This window comes from Aquamicrobium aerolatum DSM 21857, assembly GCF_900113935.1.
Taxonomy (GTDB): domain Bacteria; phylum Pseudomonadota; class Alphaproteobacteria; order Rhizobiales; family Rhizobiaceae; genus Aerobium; species Aerobium aerolatum.
Window position 1 is genome coordinate 18,692 of sequence record NZ_FORF01000005.1, and the last position, 17,028, is coordinate 35,719.

General features: G+C 58.2%; 17 protein-coding genes. 4 read left to right on the forward strand and 13 right to left on the reverse strand.

Annotated elements, in window-relative coordinates:
* Positions 1–98 precede the first annotated feature (98 nt).
* From bamA to BMZ42_RS05280, 9 genes are all read right to left on the reverse strand, one after another.
* Complete coding sequence (gene bamA / locus BMZ42_RS05240) at positions 99–2,462, reverse strand: outer membrane protein assembly factor BamA (RefSeq protein WP_091519513.1); 2,364 nt, start codon at positions 2,460–2,462, stop codon at positions 99–101.
* 219 nt (positions 2,463–2,681) lie between these two features.
* Positions 2,682–3,821, reverse strand: a complete 1,140-nt coding sequence (locus BMZ42_RS05245) for a M50 family metallopeptidase (RefSeq protein WP_091519516.1) — start codon at positions 3,819–3,821, stop codon at positions 2,682–2,684.
* 202 nt (positions 3,822–4,023) lie between these two features.
* The gene (locus tag BMZ42_RS05250) at positions 4,024–4,866 is read right to left on the reverse strand and encodes a phosphatidate cytidylyltransferase (RefSeq protein WP_091519518.1); all 843 of its coding nucleotides are present in this window, start codon (positions 4,864–4,866) and stop codon (positions 4,024–4,026) included.
* The gene (locus BMZ42_RS05255) at positions 4,863–5,582 is read right to left on the reverse strand and encodes an isoprenyl transferase (RefSeq protein ID WP_091519521.1); all 720 of its coding nucleotides are present in this window, start codon (positions 5,580–5,582) and stop codon (positions 4,863–4,865) included. Before BMZ42_RS05255 ends, BMZ42_RS05250 begins: the two co-directional genes overlap by 4 nt.
* Before the next feature lie 43 nt (positions 5,583–5,625).
* The gene (gene frr, locus BMZ42_RS05260) at positions 5,626–6,186 is read right to left on the reverse strand and encodes a ribosome recycling factor (protein WP_091519523.1); all 561 of its coding nucleotides are present in this window, start codon (positions 6,184–6,186) and stop codon (positions 5,626–5,628) included.
* Positions 6,187–6,246: 60 nt separating this feature from the next.
* Positions 6,247–6,972, reverse strand: a complete 726-nt coding sequence (gene pyrH / locus BMZ42_RS05265) for a UMP kinase (RefSeq protein WP_091519525.1) — start codon at positions 6,970–6,972, stop codon at positions 6,247–6,249.
* Between the two features lie 94 nt (positions 6,973–7,066).
* A complete protein-coding gene (gene tsf / locus BMZ42_RS05270) occupies positions 7,067–7,981 on the reverse strand; it encodes a translation elongation factor Ts (protein ID WP_091519528.1) in 915 nt (304 codons plus the stop codon).
* A 115-nt stretch (positions 7,982–8,096) separates the two neighbouring features.
* On the reverse strand, positions 8,097–8,867 hold the full coding sequence (gene rpsB / locus BMZ42_RS05275; protein WP_091519530.1) for a 30S ribosomal protein S2: 771 nt from the start codon (positions 8,865–8,867) through the stop codon (positions 8,097–8,099).
* A gap of 186 nt (positions 8,868–9,053) precedes the next feature.
* Entirely contained in the window at positions 9,054–9,872 is an 819-nt protein-coding gene (locus BMZ42_RS05280; RefSeq protein WP_091519533.1) for a cell envelope integrity EipB family protein, read from the reverse strand.
* A gap of 125 nt (positions 9,873–9,997) precedes the next feature.
* Here BMZ42_RS05280 and BMZ42_RS05285 point away from each other — a divergent pair, with 125 nt between their 5' ends.
* The 4 genes from BMZ42_RS05285 to BMZ42_RS05300 all read left to right on the forward strand — a co-directional run bounded on the left by BMZ42_RS05285 (position 9,998) and on the right by BMZ42_RS05300 (position 12,929).
* On the forward strand, positions 9,998–10,462 hold the full coding sequence (locus BMZ42_RS05285) for a RidA family protein (protein WP_091519535.1): 465 nt from the start codon (positions 9,998–10,000) through the stop codon (positions 10,460–10,462).
* Positions 10,463–10,470: 8 nt separating this feature from the next.
* Positions 10,471–11,181 carry a glycerophosphodiester phosphodiesterase gene (locus BMZ42_RS05290; protein ID WP_091519538.1) on the forward strand — a complete coding sequence of 237 codons (711 nt, stop codon included), beginning with the start codon at positions 10,471–10,473 and terminating at the stop codon, positions 11,179–11,181.
* A gap of 40 nt (positions 11,182–11,221) precedes the next feature.
* Positions 11,222–12,436: a GNAT family N-acetyltransferase gene (locus BMZ42_RS05295; RefSeq protein WP_091519540.1), complete on the forward strand. Its 1,215-nt coding sequence runs from the start codon at positions 11,222–11,224 to the stop codon at positions 12,434–12,436.
* Between the two features lie 61 nt (positions 12,437–12,497).
* The gene (locus tag BMZ42_RS05300; RefSeq protein ID WP_091519542.1) at positions 12,498–12,929 is read left to right on the forward strand and encodes an HIT family protein; all 432 of its coding nucleotides are present in this window, start codon (positions 12,498–12,500) and stop codon (positions 12,927–12,929) included.
* 3 nt (positions 12,930–12,932) lie between these two features.
* Here the strand turns inward: BMZ42_RS05300 and BMZ42_RS05305 are convergent, their stop codons facing one another.
* From BMZ42_RS05305 to clpS, 4 genes are all read right to left on the reverse strand, one after another.
* A complete protein-coding gene (locus BMZ42_RS05305; RefSeq protein ID WP_091519545.1) occupies positions 12,933–13,292 on the reverse strand; it encodes an AzlD domain-containing protein in 360 nt (119 codons plus the stop codon).
* Positions 13,289–14,035 (reverse strand): AzlC family ABC transporter permease, encoded by a 747-nt coding sequence (locus tag BMZ42_RS05310; RefSeq protein ID WP_091519546.1) that lies wholly within the window; start codon positions 14,033–14,035, stop codon positions 13,289–13,291. Before BMZ42_RS05310 ends, BMZ42_RS05305 begins: the two co-directional genes overlap by 4 nt.
* Positions 14,036–14,168: 133 nt before the next feature.
* A complete protein-coding gene (clpA, locus tag BMZ42_RS05315) occupies positions 14,169–16,625 on the reverse strand; it encodes an ATP-dependent Clp protease ATP-binding subunit ClpA (protein ID WP_091519549.1) in 2,457 nt (818 codons plus the stop codon).
* Between the two features lie 8 nt (positions 16,626–16,633).
* The gene (clpS, locus tag BMZ42_RS05320) at positions 16,634–16,963 is read right to left on the reverse strand and encodes an ATP-dependent Clp protease adapter ClpS (protein ID WP_139207864.1); all 330 of its coding nucleotides are present in this window, start codon (positions 16,961–16,963) and stop codon (positions 16,634–16,636) included.
* Positions 16,964–17,028: the final 65 nt, after the last annotated feature.

Consider the following 17,028-nt stretch of genomic DNA (forward strand, 5'->3'; position numbering starts at 1 on the left):
TGGACCGACGAACCGTCAAGCCAAATCAACAGCTTCAGACGGCTCGTTGCCCGAACATCACAGCATAAAGCAACTGCGCCCCGAAGGGCGCAGCTAAATCAGAAGCGGGTCGAAATACCGAAGTTGAAGTTTTGGACCCGGTCGCCGGTTTCCTGCATCACAGGAACAGCGTAGTCGATGCGGAGCGGACCGAAAGGCGATGCCCAGGTGAGACCGACACCAACCGACGCACGCCACTTCATCGCATCACCCGTGATACCGCCACCAACCAGATCGGTTCCGTAGAGCGTTGCTGCATCGGCGAACACTGCACCACGCAGACCAATGCTCTCCGAAATCAGCGGCAGCGGGAACTGCATTTCAGCTGTCGCATTGAAGTAGGTCGTGCCACCGAGGTGATCACCAGTTACCCCGTCACGCGGACCGATACCATTGTAACGGAAACCACGGATCATGCGCTCGTTGCTCTGGAAGTGATCGAACACACGAAGATTGCTATTGCCAAACTTCTGAATGTGACCACCGCCAAGCGAGACCAAGCCGACAAGGTCGATCTCGTCAGCCAGCGGCTGGTAGTGCGTACCGCGACCGGTAAACTTCACCCACTGCGCATCACCGCCAAGACCTGCAACTTCAGCGGTCAGGTTAGCATAAGTGCCATTCCGCGGGCTCTGCATGCTGTCAATCGTGTTGTAGATCAGAGATCCACTCACCGAAGACTTCACCCAGCTGCTCGGGATCACATTGCTGAGATAGCTCGAGATCGGATCGCACTTGGTCAGGTCATAGACATCAGCAGTCAAACACTTGCTGTTGTAGCCGTAGTTCTCCTGCTGCAGATTATAGGCAATCTGCGTCGAGAGAGTCTGCGTGATTGGGAGACCAAAACGGATCGTTCCACCCGTCAACTCCGACGTGTACTTGTCGTACTCGCGCGTGTTGCGGAAGATATCGAAGCCAGCGCTGATACGGCGCCCGAGGAAATAAGGCTCGGTAAACGACAGCGTATAGTCACGCGAGGTTTGGCCACCGCCGACTGCAAGGCGGATCGACTGGCCGCGACCAAGGAAGTTGCGCTCGGCAACCGAACCTTCAACCACAAAGCCGCCGCTTGGACCGCTGCCGGTGGAGTAGCCACCGCCGATGGAGAGTTCACCAGTCGACTTCTCGACAACGTCGACGACCAGGATCACCTGATCCGGCTCCGAACCCGGAGCGGTCGAAATATTGACGCTCGAGAAGAAGTCCAGCTGCTCAAGGCGGCGCTTGGCCCGGCTGATCAGCACCTGATTGAAGGCATCGCCCTCGCTCAGATCAAACTCACGACGGATCACATAGTCACGGGTACGCGAGTTGCCGCGAATCTCGATCCGCTCGACATAGGCGCGAGCGCCCTGATCGATCGTGTAGGCAACCGAGATCGTCTGGTTCTCGAAATTACGATCGCCACGCGGCGTGACCTGCGCAAACGCATAGCCGAGATCAGCAACGCGCTCCGACAAGGCGACAAGCGTCTTCTCAACATCCTGCGCGCTATAATATGAACCGGACTTGGTTTCGAGCTGCGCACGCAGCTGATCGTCCGTCAGACCGTCAATGGAGCTGTCGATGCTGATGTCGCCAAACTTGTAGCGCTGACCTTCTTCAACAACAAACTGGACGGTGTACGAGTTCTTGGCCTCGTCAAACTGACCGGCAGACGAAATCACCCGGAAATCGGCATAACCGCGATTGTAATAGAAACGGCGCAGGGCTTCTTCGTCAGCCTGCAGCTTATCCTGATCGTAAACGTCATTGCGCGTCAGCCACGACAGGAGATTCGACTGCTTCGTGACGATGACGTCGCGCAAGCGCGAATCAGAGAATGCAGTGTTACCTTCGAAAGCGATCGACGCGATCTTGGTGCGATCACCTTCAGCGATCGTATAGACAACGTTGACGCGGTTCTGGCCCAGATCAACGATCTGCGCGCTCACTGAAGCGTCATCGCGTCCAATGCGGGCATAAGCCTGCTTGATCGTCTGAACGTCAGCTTCCATCACTGCGCTGGAATAGGCTCCGCGCGGCTGGAGCTGCACCTGACGGGTCAGATCCGCGTCCTTGATCTTCTTGTTGCCCTGGAAGAGCACCTGATTGACGATCGCCTGCTCATCGACGGTCACAACCAAGGTCGATCCGGACTGACTGATCCGAACATCCGAGAACATACCGGTAGCGAACAGGCGCTTGACCGCCGCATCCACATCGGCTGGACCGAAGTTGCGACCGGGACGGATATCGACGTAATTGCGAACCGTTTCCGCATCGACACGCGTGTTCCCGCGAACTTCGATGCGGTTCACGACGGCTGCTTCAGCAACGGTGACGGCAGCAAGCTGCACCACGCCTGCGCCTGAGAAAATGACACCGGCCGAAAGGGCCATCGCCGAAACGGCGCTCAACAAACTGGATTTTGCCTTCATTGGGCCTTGAAACCTTTTATTCTCGTAGTCCCCACGGCGAGAAGATCGGACATCGCGATGAAGTCTGCTACCCTATTACCCGTATTTTCCATACACGCAAGGGTTCGGGTTAATATGCGTTTACTAAATCCGTGAACGTGGCTTTCGCGTCACGGCAAATGACCCTCATGGTAAACGAGCTGTCAACAGCGAGTTCCTCAAACCCCTCGTGTTCATATCTCAACATCCGAACAGATCGTTCCAGAACACAAACAGCATGAACGACAACACCGCGAACATACCGACTCGATAGACCATCTCCATAACACGTTCCGAGACAGGCCGCCGCATCACCGCCTCTGCGCCGTAAAACATCAGATGACCGCCATCCAGCGGCGGAATCGGCAAGAGGTTCAAGATACCGATGCCGACCGACAGCATCGCGACAAGCTGCACGAGCCACTCGAACCCCATCGCCGCTGCCTTCCCGGCCATGTCGGCGATCCGTACAGGACCACCCAACTGACAGCGATCTTCGCGCCCCATCGCAAAGCGCTTCAGGAACTGGCCGGTACGAACAATGATGTGGCCGGTTTCGATGATCGCCTGCCCCGTTGCCTCCACAGGATTGTAGATGACGTGACGCCGCTCAGCATATTCGGGCGTGTTGACGACACCGATTGCGCCAACACGCATCGTGTTGCCAAGCGCGTCGGTCTGCTCGATTGACTCCGGCACAGCTGTCAGCGTGACCTTGTCGTCGCCACGCGCCATGACGAAGACGATACTGTCACCAGCGCGGCCCGAAACGAGACGCTGAACATCAGCGAAGGTTGACACCTTCGTGCCGTCGACCGAAACGAAACGGTCTCCGGGCAGGAATCCGGCTGCCTCCGCTGGACTTCCCGGGCGCGTCTCCGCAACCGTAGGCTCAATTACTGCCCTGCCGTAGATCGAAAACATCACGGCAAAAACGGCAATTGTCAGAAGAAAATTGAACAGCGGACCGGCAACCACCGTCGCCGCACGCTTCCAGATCGGCTGGACATGAAACGCGGTCTTGCGTTCCGCCTCGGTTAACGAGGCTGATTCCTGCGAGGTCGGATCGCTGGTCACCGCCATATCGCCAACGAACTTGACGTAACCGCCAAGGGGGATCGCAGACAGCTTCCAGCGCGTCCCCCTGCGGTCGTTGAAACCAAATAGCTCTGGGCCGAAGCCGACGGAAAACTCGCGCACCCCAATGCCGCACCACCGCCCTACGAGATAGTGCCCCATCTCATGCACGAAGACGACAACTGTCAGCACAAACAGGAAAGGAAGGATCGTGGCGATCAGGAAATTGTCGAAACTGAAGAAGGTCGTCAGAAACTCGCTCAAGTTCGCCTCATGCCTCTCGTGCCTTGCCCCGCCACAAGGGCCATAAAAATCTCAATACCGGCAAATCCATGTCCGAAGCTGACTTGACTGCCCGTGTTGACGAGTCGCAATCGCACCACGGCGATTTTTCGATTTTGAAACAATCACTTGCCGTATCAACCAGATTCGTCACATGAACCCGGGTGCTATCTCAAGGCTACATTCAGAAGAATGCCGCAGCCGGATTCTCGATCGTCGCGAAACAGATCCCTATGATGTAAAGCGCCATCGCTGCAGTCGCCAGCCCGTCGACACGGTCCATGACGCCGCCATGTCCGGGAATCATCTGGCTGGAATCCTTCACCGAACATAGCCGCTTCAACTTCGACTCAAACAGGTCGCCAATCTGCGAGATGACAGAAAGTCCAACGACCAGCAGCGCGAGCGCTCCAAGCTCCCACGTCATTCCTGCAAAATGCGCCACCAGAATACCGGCGATCACTGCTGATATTGTGCCGCCAACCGCACCACTCCAGGTTTTTCCAGGTGAAATAGAGGGCGCAAGCTTCGGTCCGCCAATGGCGCGCCCGACGAAATAGGCGAAAATGTCGGTGCACCAGACGACAGCGAACAGAAATAGCGTGACGACCAGGCCGGCATGGTCGACGCCGCGCAGCAACGCCAGCGACACGGCGACGAGCGCAGAGTAAGCCAGCCCTGCAACGGGCCAGAACCCTGCCTTGCTAACGACCGCATGGATCACTCCCAGCACGAGCGAACCGGCAAGCACCGGCAGCAGGACCGTCGCAGGAGCGCCGACAAGCAGCAGCACAAGCACAGCACCCAGAAGGACGGAGAGCAGCACCCTGTGCACCGGCTGACTGCCGTTGGGCAGTGTCATGCTGATCCACTCGTAGAGAACCGCCGCGCCGATGGCGACGCATAGCAGCCGATACCAGATGCCACCGGCCCAGGTCAGCGTCAGCGCCCCGACTATCAAGACTATTCCCGAAATCACCCGCAACTGCAGATTGCTACGTGCGCTGGGCTTCTGCGACGAGCTCATAGCGCCACGTCGCGAACGTCGACGCCGCCGAAACGCCGCTCTCGCGCCATGTAATTATCGATACAATGCTGCAGTTCCGCATGCCCGAAATCGGGCCAGTAGCACGGCATGAACACCATCTCGCTATAGGCAACCTGCCACAGAAGGAAGTTGGACAACCGGAGCTCACCACTCGTCCTGATGACCAGATCCGGATCAGGAATCGATCTGGTATCGAGGTATTCGCGAAAGCGCTCCGGCGTAATTTCTGACGGATCCAGCGTGCCGGCGACCGCAGCTTCTGCAATTGCCTGTGCTGCACGCGCGATCTCGTCTCGCGCGCCATAGTTGAACGCAATGACGAGGTTCATCTGCGTATTCGCCGCCGTCAGCGATTCTGCCTCATCGATGAGACCGCGAATGTCCGGCGACAGGCTATCGCGCTCGCCGATCATATGAACCCGCACGCCTGCACGGTGCAAATCGGCAAGATCGCGTCGGATGAACAGCTTGAGCAGCCCCATCAGGTCGCTCACCTCGGCCTTTGGTCGAGACCAGTTTTCGGACGAGAATGCGTAGACAGTCAGCCACTCGATACCAAGGTCGCCAGCCGCACGCACCGTCCGGCGCAATGCCTCCACGCCTGCCCGATGGCCAGCCGTACGCGGCAGGCCACGGGCTTTCGCCCATCGGCCATTGCCGTCCATGATGATCGCGACATGCGAAGCCTTCAAGATCCGGTTCCTTTCAGGACGCCCACGGTGGCATTGGCCACGCTGATCAGACCTGCATGATCTCCGCTTCCTTGTCAGCCAGCAAGCTGTCGACAGAAGAGATCGTTTCGTCTGTCATCTTCTGCACGCGGTCGGACTGAACACGGGCATCGTCCTGGCTGATGGTGCCATCCTTCTCTGCCTTCTTCGCAACTTCCATCGCGTCGCGACGAACGTGACGAACTGCAACCTTGGCGTTCTCGCAATACTGATGCGCAATCTTGACCAGTTCCTTACGGCGCTGCTCGTTGAGTTCCGGCAGCGGAATGCGCAAATTGGTGCCATCGACGATCGGGTTGAAACCAAGATTGGATTCGCGAATGGCACGATCGACTGCACCAACCATCTGCTTGTCCCAAACGGACACCGAGATCATGCGCGGCTCGGGAACAGACACCGTGGCCACCTGCGTAATTGGCATCGCCGAACCGTAAGCCTGAACCTGAATCGGGTCGAGCAAGTTGGCAGAAGCGCGGCCGGTGCGCAGCGATGCGAGATCGTGCTTGAACGCGTTGATCGCGCCATCCATGCGGCGCTGAATATCAGAGAAATCGACTCCGTCGGTCATATCAATCCTCCGCGGCCAGGGCGCCGCTGCTAGTCTTCGCTAATTTCGGGGGGGCGCTGATTATTCGTTGTCGCTGACAACAGTGCACCGGCCCTCACCTCTGAGAATGGCGCCAAAGCCGCCAGTTTCGTGAATCGAGTAAACGATTATCGGAATGTTGTTCTCCCGTGCAAGTGCAATTGCTGCCGTGTCCATGATCGACAGGCCTTCTTTGAGCACTTCGGAGTGCGTAATGCGGTCATATCGCTTTGCGGTCGGATCCTTCTTCGGATCCGCTGAGTAGACGCCATCGACCTGCGTGCCCTTGAAAAGCGCGTCTGCACCAATCTCGGCCGCGCGCAACGCCGCTGCGGAATCAGTGGTGAAGAACGGATTTCCCGTCCCTCCAGCGAAAATGACAACCTTGCCTTCGTTCATATAGGCAGTCGCCTGACGCTGAGAGAAGCTTTCGCACAGTTCCGGCATTGCGATCGCGGACAGGACAACTGCGTCGACGCCCGCCTTGATCAGAGACGTCCGCAAGGCGAGTGAATTGATGACAGTTGCCAACATTCCCATGTGATCGCCGGTGACGCGATCTCCGCCCTTGGACGCGACCGCCACGCCGCGAAAGATGTTGCCGCCGCCAATCACGACGCCGACTTCAACGCCCATCTCGCGCGCTTCCTTGACGTCGGACGCGATGCGATCGACCACGGAAACATCGATCCCGAAACCCTGATCACCCATCAACGCCTCGCCAGAGGCTTTCAACAGAACACGGCGATAGGCGGGATGCTGCGTCATGGGGTCCTCGCTGGCAGATAATTCTGTTGCCGGATACACGAAGGGCGCCGCGATGTCACGCGACGCCCTCCAAAGTCTACAGGCTTAAAGGCAATCAGCCTTTGGCAGCTGCTGCAACCTCTGCTGCGAAGTCGGTCTCTTCCTTCTCGACGCCCTCACCGAGAGCGAAGCGAACAAAGCCGGTGAGCTTCGCCGGCGCGCCGATTTCCTGCTCAGCAGCCTTCAACGCCTGCTCAACGGTCAGATCAGGATTGAGAACGAAGCCCTGCTTCAGCAGCACGACTTCTTCGTAGAACTTGCGCAGGCGGCCTTCCACCATCTTCTCGATGATGTTGTCCGGCTTGCCCGATTCGCGTGCCTGAGCAACGAAGATGTCCTTCTCGCGCTCGACTGCAGCCGGATCGACTTCTTCGGCCGTCAGAGCCAGAGGGTTGATCGCTGCAACGTGCATGGCAACCTGGCGCGCAAACGCGCGTGCTGCGTCGGCATTGCCGGTGGTCTCGATGCCAACCAGAACACCGAGCTTGCCGAGGCCGTCAGCTACCTGGTTGTGGATGTAGGTTGCGACAGTGCCCGACAGCTTTGCCGAACGGCGCAGGTTCATGTTCTCGCCGATGGTACCGACAGCGTCCTTGATCACGTCAACGACGTTCTTGCCTGCATCCGGGTACGCAGCAGCGCCGACAGCGTCAACCGTGCCGTCGGTCGAAAGCGCGACCGTTGCGGTGGTGCGAACGATGTCCTGGAACGCTTCGTTGCGCGCAACGAAGTCGGTCTCCGAGTTCAGCTCGACAACGACGGCACCGTTTGCGTCGGATGCAACGCCGATCAGGCCCTCAGCAGCAGTACGGCCAGCCTTCTTGTCGGCCTTGGCGATACCCTTGGTGCGCAGCCAGTCAACAGCAGCTTCCATGTCACCGTTGGTCTCGGCCAGGGCTGCCTTGCAGTCCATCATGCCCGCGCCGGTCATTTCGCGGAGCTGTTTCACCTGTGCAGCGGAAATGCTCATTGTCGCCTCTTCAATTTTCGGATCGATCTAAAATAGCACGGCGCACCGTGGGTTTATCCAGGTGCGCCTGCCACTCATTCACTTGTGTGACCGCCTTGTAAGCGGTCCGGCAGGATCAGGCGTCCTTGTTGCCTTCTTCGAGCATCGGCTCGACTGGCGCTTCAACCGACTCGCCGATGTCAACGCCCAGAGCACCCTGCTGACGCGCGATACCATCAATGGCCGCACGCGAGATCAGGTCGCAGTAGAGCTGGATTGCGCGAGCCGCGTCGTCGTTGCCCGGGATCGGGTAGTCAACGCTATCTGGATCGCAGTTCGAGTCGATCACGGCCACAACCGGGATGCCCAGACGCTTGGCTTCCTGAATAGCGATCGACTCCTTGTTGGTGTCGATGACGAACATCAGGTCAGGCGTCGAGCCCATGTCCTTGATGCCGCCGAGAGCCTTGTTGAGCTTCTCGCGCTCGCGCTCGAGGTTCAGACGCTCCTTCTTGGTGAAGCCCTGAGCTTCAGAAGCGAGCAGTTCGTCAAGCTTGCGCAGACGCTGGATCGAATTCGAGATCGTCTTCCAGTTGGTCAGCATGCCGCCGAGCCAACGCGAATTGACATAGTACTGCGCCGAACGTGCAGCAGCATCCGCAACGATGTCCGAAGCCTGGCGCTTGGTGCCAACGAACAGAACGCGACCGCCACGGGCCACGGTGTCGGAAACCAGCTTCAGAGCCTGGTGCAGCAGCGGAACGGTCTGCGACAGGTCGATGATGTGAATGTTGTTGCGTGCGCCAAAGATGTAAGGCGCCATCTTCGGGTTCCAGCGGTGGGTCTGGTGGCCGAAGTGAATGCCAGCTTCGAGAAGCTGGCGCATGCTGAAATCAGGCAATGCCATGATGTATGGTCCTCTTTCCGGTTAGCCTCCGCGGACCATTGACAGATCGAGCATCGCCCTTGCTGCCACCGGAGGTTTCTGCCGGATTTCTCCCGGTCAGGCACCCAAGTCCGCGTGTGGAATGGTCGCGCATATAGCTGGCGCGCTCGCGGAAAGCAACATGGCCGACCCTAAAAGCGTCGGATATTAGCGTGAACAGGTCGTCGCAGTATCGAAAAGCGATAGATCGACCAAAGTACCGGTCATCGAGAACTCACCGTAATCCATCACGAGATCGCGTGTCACACCGCTCTCATGCAGTTTGAAGCTGATCCGGTAGGTCGGCTCCTCGTCGCCGTCTTCGAGATCGAAATAAGCAACATCGACTGGCCAAAACACTGCTTCTTTCAGCGTTTCGATGGCCTTGAGCTCGCTATCGCCCTTGTCGGCCGCTGCCTTCTTGCCGATCACCACTGTCGTCGTCATGACCTTATCAGCATCTTCGGAGCCGTCAAATAAGGACGTTTCGTAGAAAGTGTCGCCCTGAACCGCTTTATCGAGCAATTCGATCATGTGCTGCGTCGGAAATTGCGTCTTCGCGAGGCTCAACTCTCTCTTTTCCGGCTTTTCCAACATGACATCGGTCTTGCCGTCTACGATTCGCGCGTTCCCTTTAAGCTCCTTATCTATCTCCTGATCGATGAAAGAGCGGGTGACGAAAGAAAAACTGGAACCGTCCCCCTCTTCAAAGGTGGTCGTTTGCTGATCGGTGATCCTGGAAATCTCGTCGGTGTCGATCCGCGTCATAAAACGAAATGTGACCGTGTAGCCATCGCAGGCAGACCCGTTGAACTCATAGACCATGCGGCCAGTGATGCCAGTAATTCCCGAGCGATCGGACGATTCGTCAAGCTTGAGATCATAGACCGCGCGGTGCGGCAGAAGAAGCGGAGCGGCAGCGACCGGAGCAACCGCAGCACCGAACATGACAAACACAAAAGACGAAGCAAGGCGCGTTAAGCGCATGGACAAAACTCCCAGGCGCGGACCAAGCCGCAATCTTGATGTTCACCACAAAGGTTATTCGTGGCAGAAGCGAGGCGCACGTATAATTGCGGCACTCACTCGCCGGCAAGCATAGGGACAAGACAATGAGCGATACAATCGAAAAACGCCTGAACGACCTTGGTGTGACAATCCCGGCAGCGGCAGCGCCTGCCGCGAACTATGTTCCATTCGCCCAGTCCGGAAATCTTCTGCTGACGGCTGGCCAGCTGCCTCTCGCCAACGGAAAGCTTGAGGCCGTCGGCCTCCTGGGCACGCATCTCGACGTAGAAGCCGGCAAGAAGGCAGCGAAACTCTGTGCAATCAACATCCTGGCGCAAATCCAGGCAGCGACAGGTGATCTGGAGCGAATCGCACGACTGGTGAAGATCACGGTCTTCGTCGCTTCCGCACCCGGCTTTGCCGAGCAGCATATCGTAGCCAACGGCGCGTCAGATTTCCTCGCGGAAGTACTTGGCGAGCGCGGCAAACATGCACGCTCAGCCGTCGGCGTCGCGATGTTGCCGATGAACGCGGCCGTCGAAATCGAAGCAATCGTCGAATTGAAGTAGGATTTGCGATGAGTGATATCTCCTGGCTCGTGCGCAGGCCCATCGCGCATCGTGGCTATCACGACCTTAACAAGGAGCGCTGGGAGAACACTCTCGCCGCTTTCGACGCCGCCATCGAACGCAACTACGCGATCGAATGCGATGTCCATCTCAGCCGCGACGGCGTACCGGTCGTGTTTCACGACGATACGCTAGAGCGCCTGACCGGGCAGACTGGGCACGTCTTCGACAAGACCGCAGCGGAACTTGCCCAGCTCAAGGTCGGCGGAACTTCCGAACACGTGCCGACTTTGGCCGAAATGCTTGCGCGCGTCCGCGGGCGCGTTCCGCTGGTGATCGAACTGAAAGGCATCGAAGGAAAGGATGCCGGACTCGTAGGACAGGTTGCAAATACGCTCGCAGGTTACGGCGGAGAAGCGGCGATCATGTCATTCGACCACTGGCTGATACGCGACTTCGCCAAAGCCGCACCGGGTATCCCCGCTGGCCTTACCGCGCACGGACGCACGGTGAAGGACCTCGAGGCACATTTCTCGATGCTTGCGCATCCGATCTCGTTCGTCTCCTTCGGCGTGATGGATCTTCCGAACCCGTTCGTCTCCTTCGTGCGTGAAAAGCTCGCGATGCCGGTGATCACATGGACGGTCCAGAGCCAATGGTCACGCGATGTCACAGCGCAACATGCCGACCAGATGACATTCGAGGGTTTTGAGGCCTGAGCAAGCTTGCAACGTCCTTTGGGCGGCGTATCTAAGGAACATGAACGAAACCCCTGAGGCCAATAAGCGCCAGGACGATAGCGAATTTCGCATTCGCGTCGTCCCAAGCATCGGCGCATTTACGCGCGGCGAATGGAGTCAACTTGGCGGGACTTCCCGTGCGACATCATCTTTCGTGTATAACCCATTCATATCTTATGATTTTCTTCTTTCACTTGAAGAAAGCAGCTGTGCGGACCGACGCACAGGTTGGCTTGGACAGCATCTGAGGCTCGAGGATTCTACTGGCCTGCTCATCGGCGCAGTACCTTGCTATCTGAAAAGTCACAGCCAGGGCGAATATGTCTTCGACCACGGCTGGGCCGACGCTTTCCAGCGCGCCGGTGGCTCTTACTATCCGAAGCTGCAGGCGGCGGTGCCGTTCACTCCAGCGACAGGCCCGCGACTGCTTGTCCGGGAGGACTCCAACACCGATTCCGTTCAGGCCGCACTTGCGCAGGGGCTCAGGGCGCTCAACGATACGCTTGGTACTTCGTCGGTTCATGTCACTTTTGCCGAGTCTGCGGAGATGGGAGCGTTGGAAGCTGCAGGATTTCTGCATCGAACCGACCAACAGTTTCATTTCCTGAATCAAGGCTACGCCAGCTACGATGATTTTCTGGCTGAGCTTGCCTCACGCAAACGCAAGGCGTTGAAGCGCGAGCGGCGAGAAGCTCTGGCAAATGGCATTGAAATCGAGTGGCTGACCGGCGCTTCGATTACCGAGGCCGTGTGGGACGACTTCTTCGCTTTCTACATGGACACGGGTGGGCGCAAGTGGGGCCGCCCCTACTTGAACCGGCAGTTTTTCTCGCTGATCGGCGAGCGAATGGCAGATGACATCCTACTGGTGATGGCGAAACGTGCAGGTCGTTATGTTGCCGGGGCAATCAACTTCATTGGGTCGGAGCGTCTGTACGGCCGAAACTGGGGCTGTATAGAGGACCACCCATTCCTTCATTTCGAAGTCTGCTATCACCAAGCGATCGATTTCGCGATTTCGCAAGGATTGAAGACCGTCGAAGCCGGAGCCCAGGGTGAACACAAGCTCACCCGCGGCTATCGACCGGTCACGACACACTCTGCCCACTATATCGCTCATCCCGGCCTCCGCCGTGCGGTCGCGGACTATCTGCAATCAGAGCGCAAGGAAGTCGAGGCGATTGGCGACTATCTCGCAGACCACACGCCGTTTCGCAAAGGCGAGAGCCAGTAGTTATTGACGAAACTGGGCAATCACGTATTCCCCAGATGTCCACAAGCATGAAAGGTCCGCCATGACACAAGCCGCCTATGACCCGAACAATATCTTCGCCAAGATCCTGCGTGGCGAACTTCCGGCTCACAAGCTCTATGAAGATGAGGCGACTTTCGCATTCATGGACATCATGCCCCGCGGGACAGGCCACTGCCTGGTGATCCCAAAGGCTCCATCGCGCAACATTCTCGACGTTGACACCGCCGCTCTCGCAGCGGTGACCGCCACCGTGCGCAAACTGGCGATCGCCGTCAAAAATGCATTTTCCGCTGATGGCGTCTCCGTCCACCAGTTCAATGAATCGGCGGGTGGGCAGGTGGTATTTCACCTCCATTTCCACGTCATCCCGCGGTTCGAAGGCGTCGAATTGAAGCCTCACTCCAGCAAGATGGAAGAACAGGACGTGCTGGCCGCCAACGCCGAGAAGATCCGCGCCGCGCTCAACAGCTGATTTCTAGCCCATCTGGCCAAATAGGTAGATGGCGGTGAGAAGCACGGCTTCCGCCGCCACAATTCCTGCAAGAATGCTTTTGCGGATGGCGAGAAACGCGGCAAACCCGACAACTGCCGAGAAGATGCGCACCCACAGCGGCACATCGGCCAACGCCCCCGAGGGGAACACGATCAGATTGCCGATGACCGCGGCCACCAATGCGGTTGCCAGCGCTCGTACAAGAACCAGCGCCTCGGACTTCTCACTGACGCGTCCGCCCAGATAGACGCCGAGAAATCGCCACATATCTGTCGCGAGCCACCCCGCCAACAGGATGAACAGGTAGGGCCACCACCAGGTGTCAATCGCATCAAACGTCATGCGCGTGCCCTGCCCCGCCTGTGCAGATGAATGAGGAACGCAGCACCTCCACCGAGCGCGCCCGCAATCAACAGATCGAGGCCCGGCGCGATCACATGCATCACTGGTCCCAGTACCAGGCCGAACAGCATGGCAAAATGGCTAGCGCTCTCGCGCGACGAGCCCCACAGGGAGGTCAGGAAGTAAATCGGCGTCAGCAGAAGCAGGCCCGCCGATATCCCTGGCGGAAGACTGCCCGCAATTCCGTAGACGACCGCCACCACAATCATGTTGACAAGGACAAGCGTGCCGCCCAACCCGCCATAATAGGCGGTACGCATGTCACGCGGGACGTGACGGAGCTTTTCCATCGCCAGCACCCAGGACGTCACCGCAACAAAATGGGACAGGAGATACAGCACCCATGGACGTGTCTTTTCTGTCCGCATCTCGGGCACCAACGCGACAACCATCGGCGCGAGCCGAACCGACGACAAGGCTACGGCAAAGGCAGCGGCGGGAAGCGACGCGCCAGTCATGATCGCACCGAGCAACACGACTTTCGCCGGAAGCGCCCAGATCATGCCTGTCATCAGCACCGCTTGTAGCAGGGTCAGGCCAGCTTCGCGTGCAAGACCTCCGAAGCCGATAAACGCGCTGGTCAGGATCAACCCCGGCACTGAAGCAGATGCCACAACGCCCCGCAGATACCAGCGCCAATAGTCGGAGGGTGCATGAACGGGTGCTGGATCGGTTTGCATCATGGGAGTTCGCGCATAGCATGGCCTGCTGACGGATGCGACAGTTCGATTAGCATCCATTCCCTCCCAACAACAACGCCGCCCCGAATGTTCGAGGCGGCGTTGTCTTCATACAGCCGAAGGGTCTGTCAGCGGATCACTTGCGCGGCAACTGCGGAACGATGCTGCGCTTTGGTGGATCTTTGGGCTTCGGCTCCGCCTTCTCTTTGGCTTTTGCAGCAGGCTTTTTCGCCGCCGGCTTGCGCTTTACCGGCGCGTCCTCCGGCTCTTCCTTGCGCGGCTTGACCGGCGCCTCGTCGGCGATCGTCTCGAGTTTCAGACCTGTATCGCCAGTCTCCTTGGTCTCAACCGTCACACGCACGGTACCACCATGCCTCAGCTTGCCGAACAGCACTTCATCAGCCAGCGGCTTCTTGATGTGCTCTTGGATGACACGTGAAAGCGGACGGGCACCCATGCGCTCGTCATAGCCCTTGTCGGCCAGCCAGGCGATCGCATCCGGCTTGAGTTCGAATGTCACGCGACGTTCAGCGAGCTGCGCTTCCAGCTGCATGACGAACTTCTGCACAACCTGATGAATCACCGGGACCGGCAACGATCCGAACGGAATGATCGCATCAAGACGGTTGCGGAACTCAGGCGTGAACAACCGGTTGATCGCTTCCATGTCGTCAGGATCACGCTTGGACGAGCCAAACCCGATGGCTGCCTTGGCCAGATCAGCCGCACCCGCATTGGTCGTCATGATCAGGATGACGTTACGGAAATCGATCTGCTTGCCATTGTGGTCGGTCAGCTTGCCATGGTCCATCACCTGCAACAGGATGTTGAACAGGTCCGGATGCGCCTTCTCGATTTCGTCGAGCAGGAGCACGCAATGCGGGTGCTGGTCGACACCGTCAGTGAGCAGCCCGCCCTGATCGAACCCGACATAACCCGGAGGGGCGCCAATCAGACGCGATACCGTGTGCCGCTCCATGTACTCCGACATGTCGAAGCGCAGGAGTTCCACGCCCAGCGATGCCGCAAGCTGCTTGGCGACCTCGGTCTTTCCGACGCCCGTCGGGCCTGAGAACAGATAGGAACCGATTGGCTTGTCCGGCTCGCGCAACCCGGCACGCGCCAATTTGATCGCCGACGAAAGCGCCGTGATCGCCGTATCCTGCCCGTAAACGACCCGCTTGAGCTCGGCTTCGAGGTTGGCCAGTACCTTCTCGTCATCCGACGAAACTGTCTTTGGCGGGATGCGCGCCATCGTGGCGACCGTCGCCTCGATCTCCTTGATCGTGATCGTCTTCTTGCGCTTTCCCTCGGGCAGAAGCATTTGGGACGCGCCGCTCTCGTCAATCACGTCGATAGCCTTGTCCGGCAGCTTCCGGTCATTGATGTAGCGCGACGAGAGTTCTACCGCCGCCTTGATGGCGTCGTTGGTGTACTTCACCTTATGGAATTCCTCGAAGTAAGGCTTGAGCCCCTTCATGATCGCAATCGCGTCATCGATGGTCGGCTCGTTGACGTCGATCTTCTGGAAGCGACGAACCAACGCCCGGTCCTTCTCGAAGAACTGCCGGAACTCCTTGTAGGTCGTCGATCCAATGCAACGGATTGCACCGGATGACAGGGCAGGCTTGAGCAGGTTCGAAGCATCCATGGCTCCGCCCGACGTCGCGCCAGCACCGATCACGGTGTGAATCTCGTCAATGAACAGAACGGCTCCAGGATAGTCCTCGAGTTCCTTGACGACCTGCTTCAGACGTTCTTCGAAATCTCCGCGATAGCGAGTGCCGGCCAGAAGCGTTCCCATGTCGAGCGCGAAAATGGTGGCGTCGAGCAACACCTCAGGAACGTCGCCCTCAACGATGCGCTTCGCGAGGCCCTCGGCAATCGCTGTTTTGCCCACGCCCGGATCGCCCACATAAAGCGGGTTGTTCTTGGAACGACGGCAAAGGACCTGGATCGTGCGATTGATCTCGCTGTCACGGCCGATCAGCGGATCGATCTTTCCAGCCTTGGCCTTGTTGTTGAGATTGACACAGTAGGCAGTCAGAGCATCCTGCTGCTTCTTCTTCCCGGTATCTTCACCGTCACTGATACCAGGACCGCCCTGCTGCTCATCATCTGCGCCACGCGGCGACCGCGTTTCGGACGAGCCAGGACGTTTCGCAATCCCGTGCGAGATGTAGTTGACCGCGTCGTAGCGCGTCATCTGCTGCTCTTGGAGGAAGTAGGCAGCATGGCTCTCGCGCTCGGCAAAGATTGCCACCAGCACGTTGGCACCCGAGACCTCTTCGCGGCCCGATGACTGGACGTGGATGACCGCGCGTTGAATCACGCGCTGGAAGCCGGCCGTCGGCTTGGAATCCTCATCGTAGCCCGTCACCAGATTATCCAGTTCGGTATCGATGTATGTGAGGACCGTTTGTTTCAGTTCTTCCAGGTTGACGTTGCAAGCACGCATAACGGCAGCAGCATCGGAGTCGTCCAGCAGGGCGAGCAGAAGATGCTCCAGCGTCGCGTATTCATGATGACGCTCATTGGCGAAAGTGAGTGCCTGGTGTAGCGCCCTTTCGAGGCCTTGCGAGAAAGCCGGCATTCAGAACCTCATTTCTTTTCCATCACGCATTGCAGCGGATGTTGGTGCTGTCGGGCAAAATCCATGACCTGCGTTACCTTGGTTTCGGCAACTTCGTATGTGTAGACCCCGCACTCACCCACTCCATAATTATGGACGTGAAGCATGATACGGGTCGCCGCCTCCCGGTCCTTCTGGAAAAAACGCTCCAGAATATGAACCACGAATTCCATTGGCGTGTAGTCATCATTTAGGATCAACACGCGGTACAGCGACGGTTTTTTCGTTTTTGGCTTGGTGCGGGTGATGACAGCCGTGCCCCGGCCCGGCTCGTCGCCGCCACCTTCGTCACTCTGCATTCTTACCGCATTGCCTTGCATATTCACTTGCCGCTTCCCCACAAACTTCAATTCGCCCGCACTCG

Coding starts and splice junctions, on each gene's coding strand:
- BMZ42_RS05310 (WP_091519546.1), bottom strand. CDS start 14,035: ATGATGCAAACCGATCCAGCACCCGTTCATGCACCCTCCGACTATTGG.
- tsf (WP_091519528.1), bottom strand. CDS start 7,981: ATGAGCATTTCCGCTGCACAGGTGAAACAGCTCCGCGAAATGACCGGC.
- BMZ42_RS05285 (WP_091519535.1), top strand. CDS start 9,998: ATGAGCGATACAATCGAAAAACGCCTGAACGACCTTGGTGTGACAATC.
- BMZ42_RS05295 (WP_091519540.1), top strand. CDS start 11,222: ATGAACGAAACCCCTGAGGCCAATAAGCGCCAGGACGATAGCGAATTT.
- clpA (WP_091519549.1), bottom strand. CDS start 16,625: ATGCCGGCTTTCTCGCAAGGCCTCGAAAGGGCGCTACACCAGGCACTC.
- BMZ42_RS05305 (WP_091519545.1), bottom strand. CDS start 13,292: ATGACGTTTGATGCGATTGACACCTGGTGGTGGCCCTACCTGTTCATC.
- clpS (WP_139207864.1), bottom strand. CDS start 16,963: ATGCAGAGTGACGAAGGTGGCGGCGACGAGCCGGGCCGGGGCACGGCT.
- BMZ42_RS05290 (WP_091519538.1), top strand. CDS start 10,471: ATGAGTGATATCTCCTGGCTCGTGCGCAGGCCCATCGCGCATCGTGGC.
- bamA (WP_091519513.1), bottom strand. CDS start 2,462: ATGAAGGCAAAATCCAGTTTGTTGAGCGCCGTTTCGGCGATGGCCCTT.
- BMZ42_RS05280 (WP_091519533.1), bottom strand. CDS start 9,872: ATGCGCTTAACGCGCCTTGCTTCGTCTTTTGTGTTTGTCATGTTCGGT.
- BMZ42_RS05250 (WP_091519518.1), bottom strand. CDS start 4,866: ATGAGCTCGTCGCAGAAGCCCAGCGCACGTAGCAATCTGCAGTTGCGG.
- pyrH (WP_091519525.1), bottom strand. CDS start 6,972: ATGACGCAGCATCCCGCCTATCGCCGTGTTCTGTTGAAAGCCTCTGGC.
- frr (WP_091519523.1), bottom strand. CDS start 6,186: ATGACCGACGGAGTCGATTTCTCTGATATTCAGCGCCGCATGGATGGC.
- BMZ42_RS05300 (WP_091519542.1), top strand. CDS start 12,498: ATGACACAAGCCGCCTATGACCCGAACAATATCTTCGCCAAGATCCTG.
- rpsB (WP_091519530.1), bottom strand. CDS start 8,867: ATGGCATTGCCTGATTTCAGCATGCGCCAGCTTCTCGAAGCTGGCATT.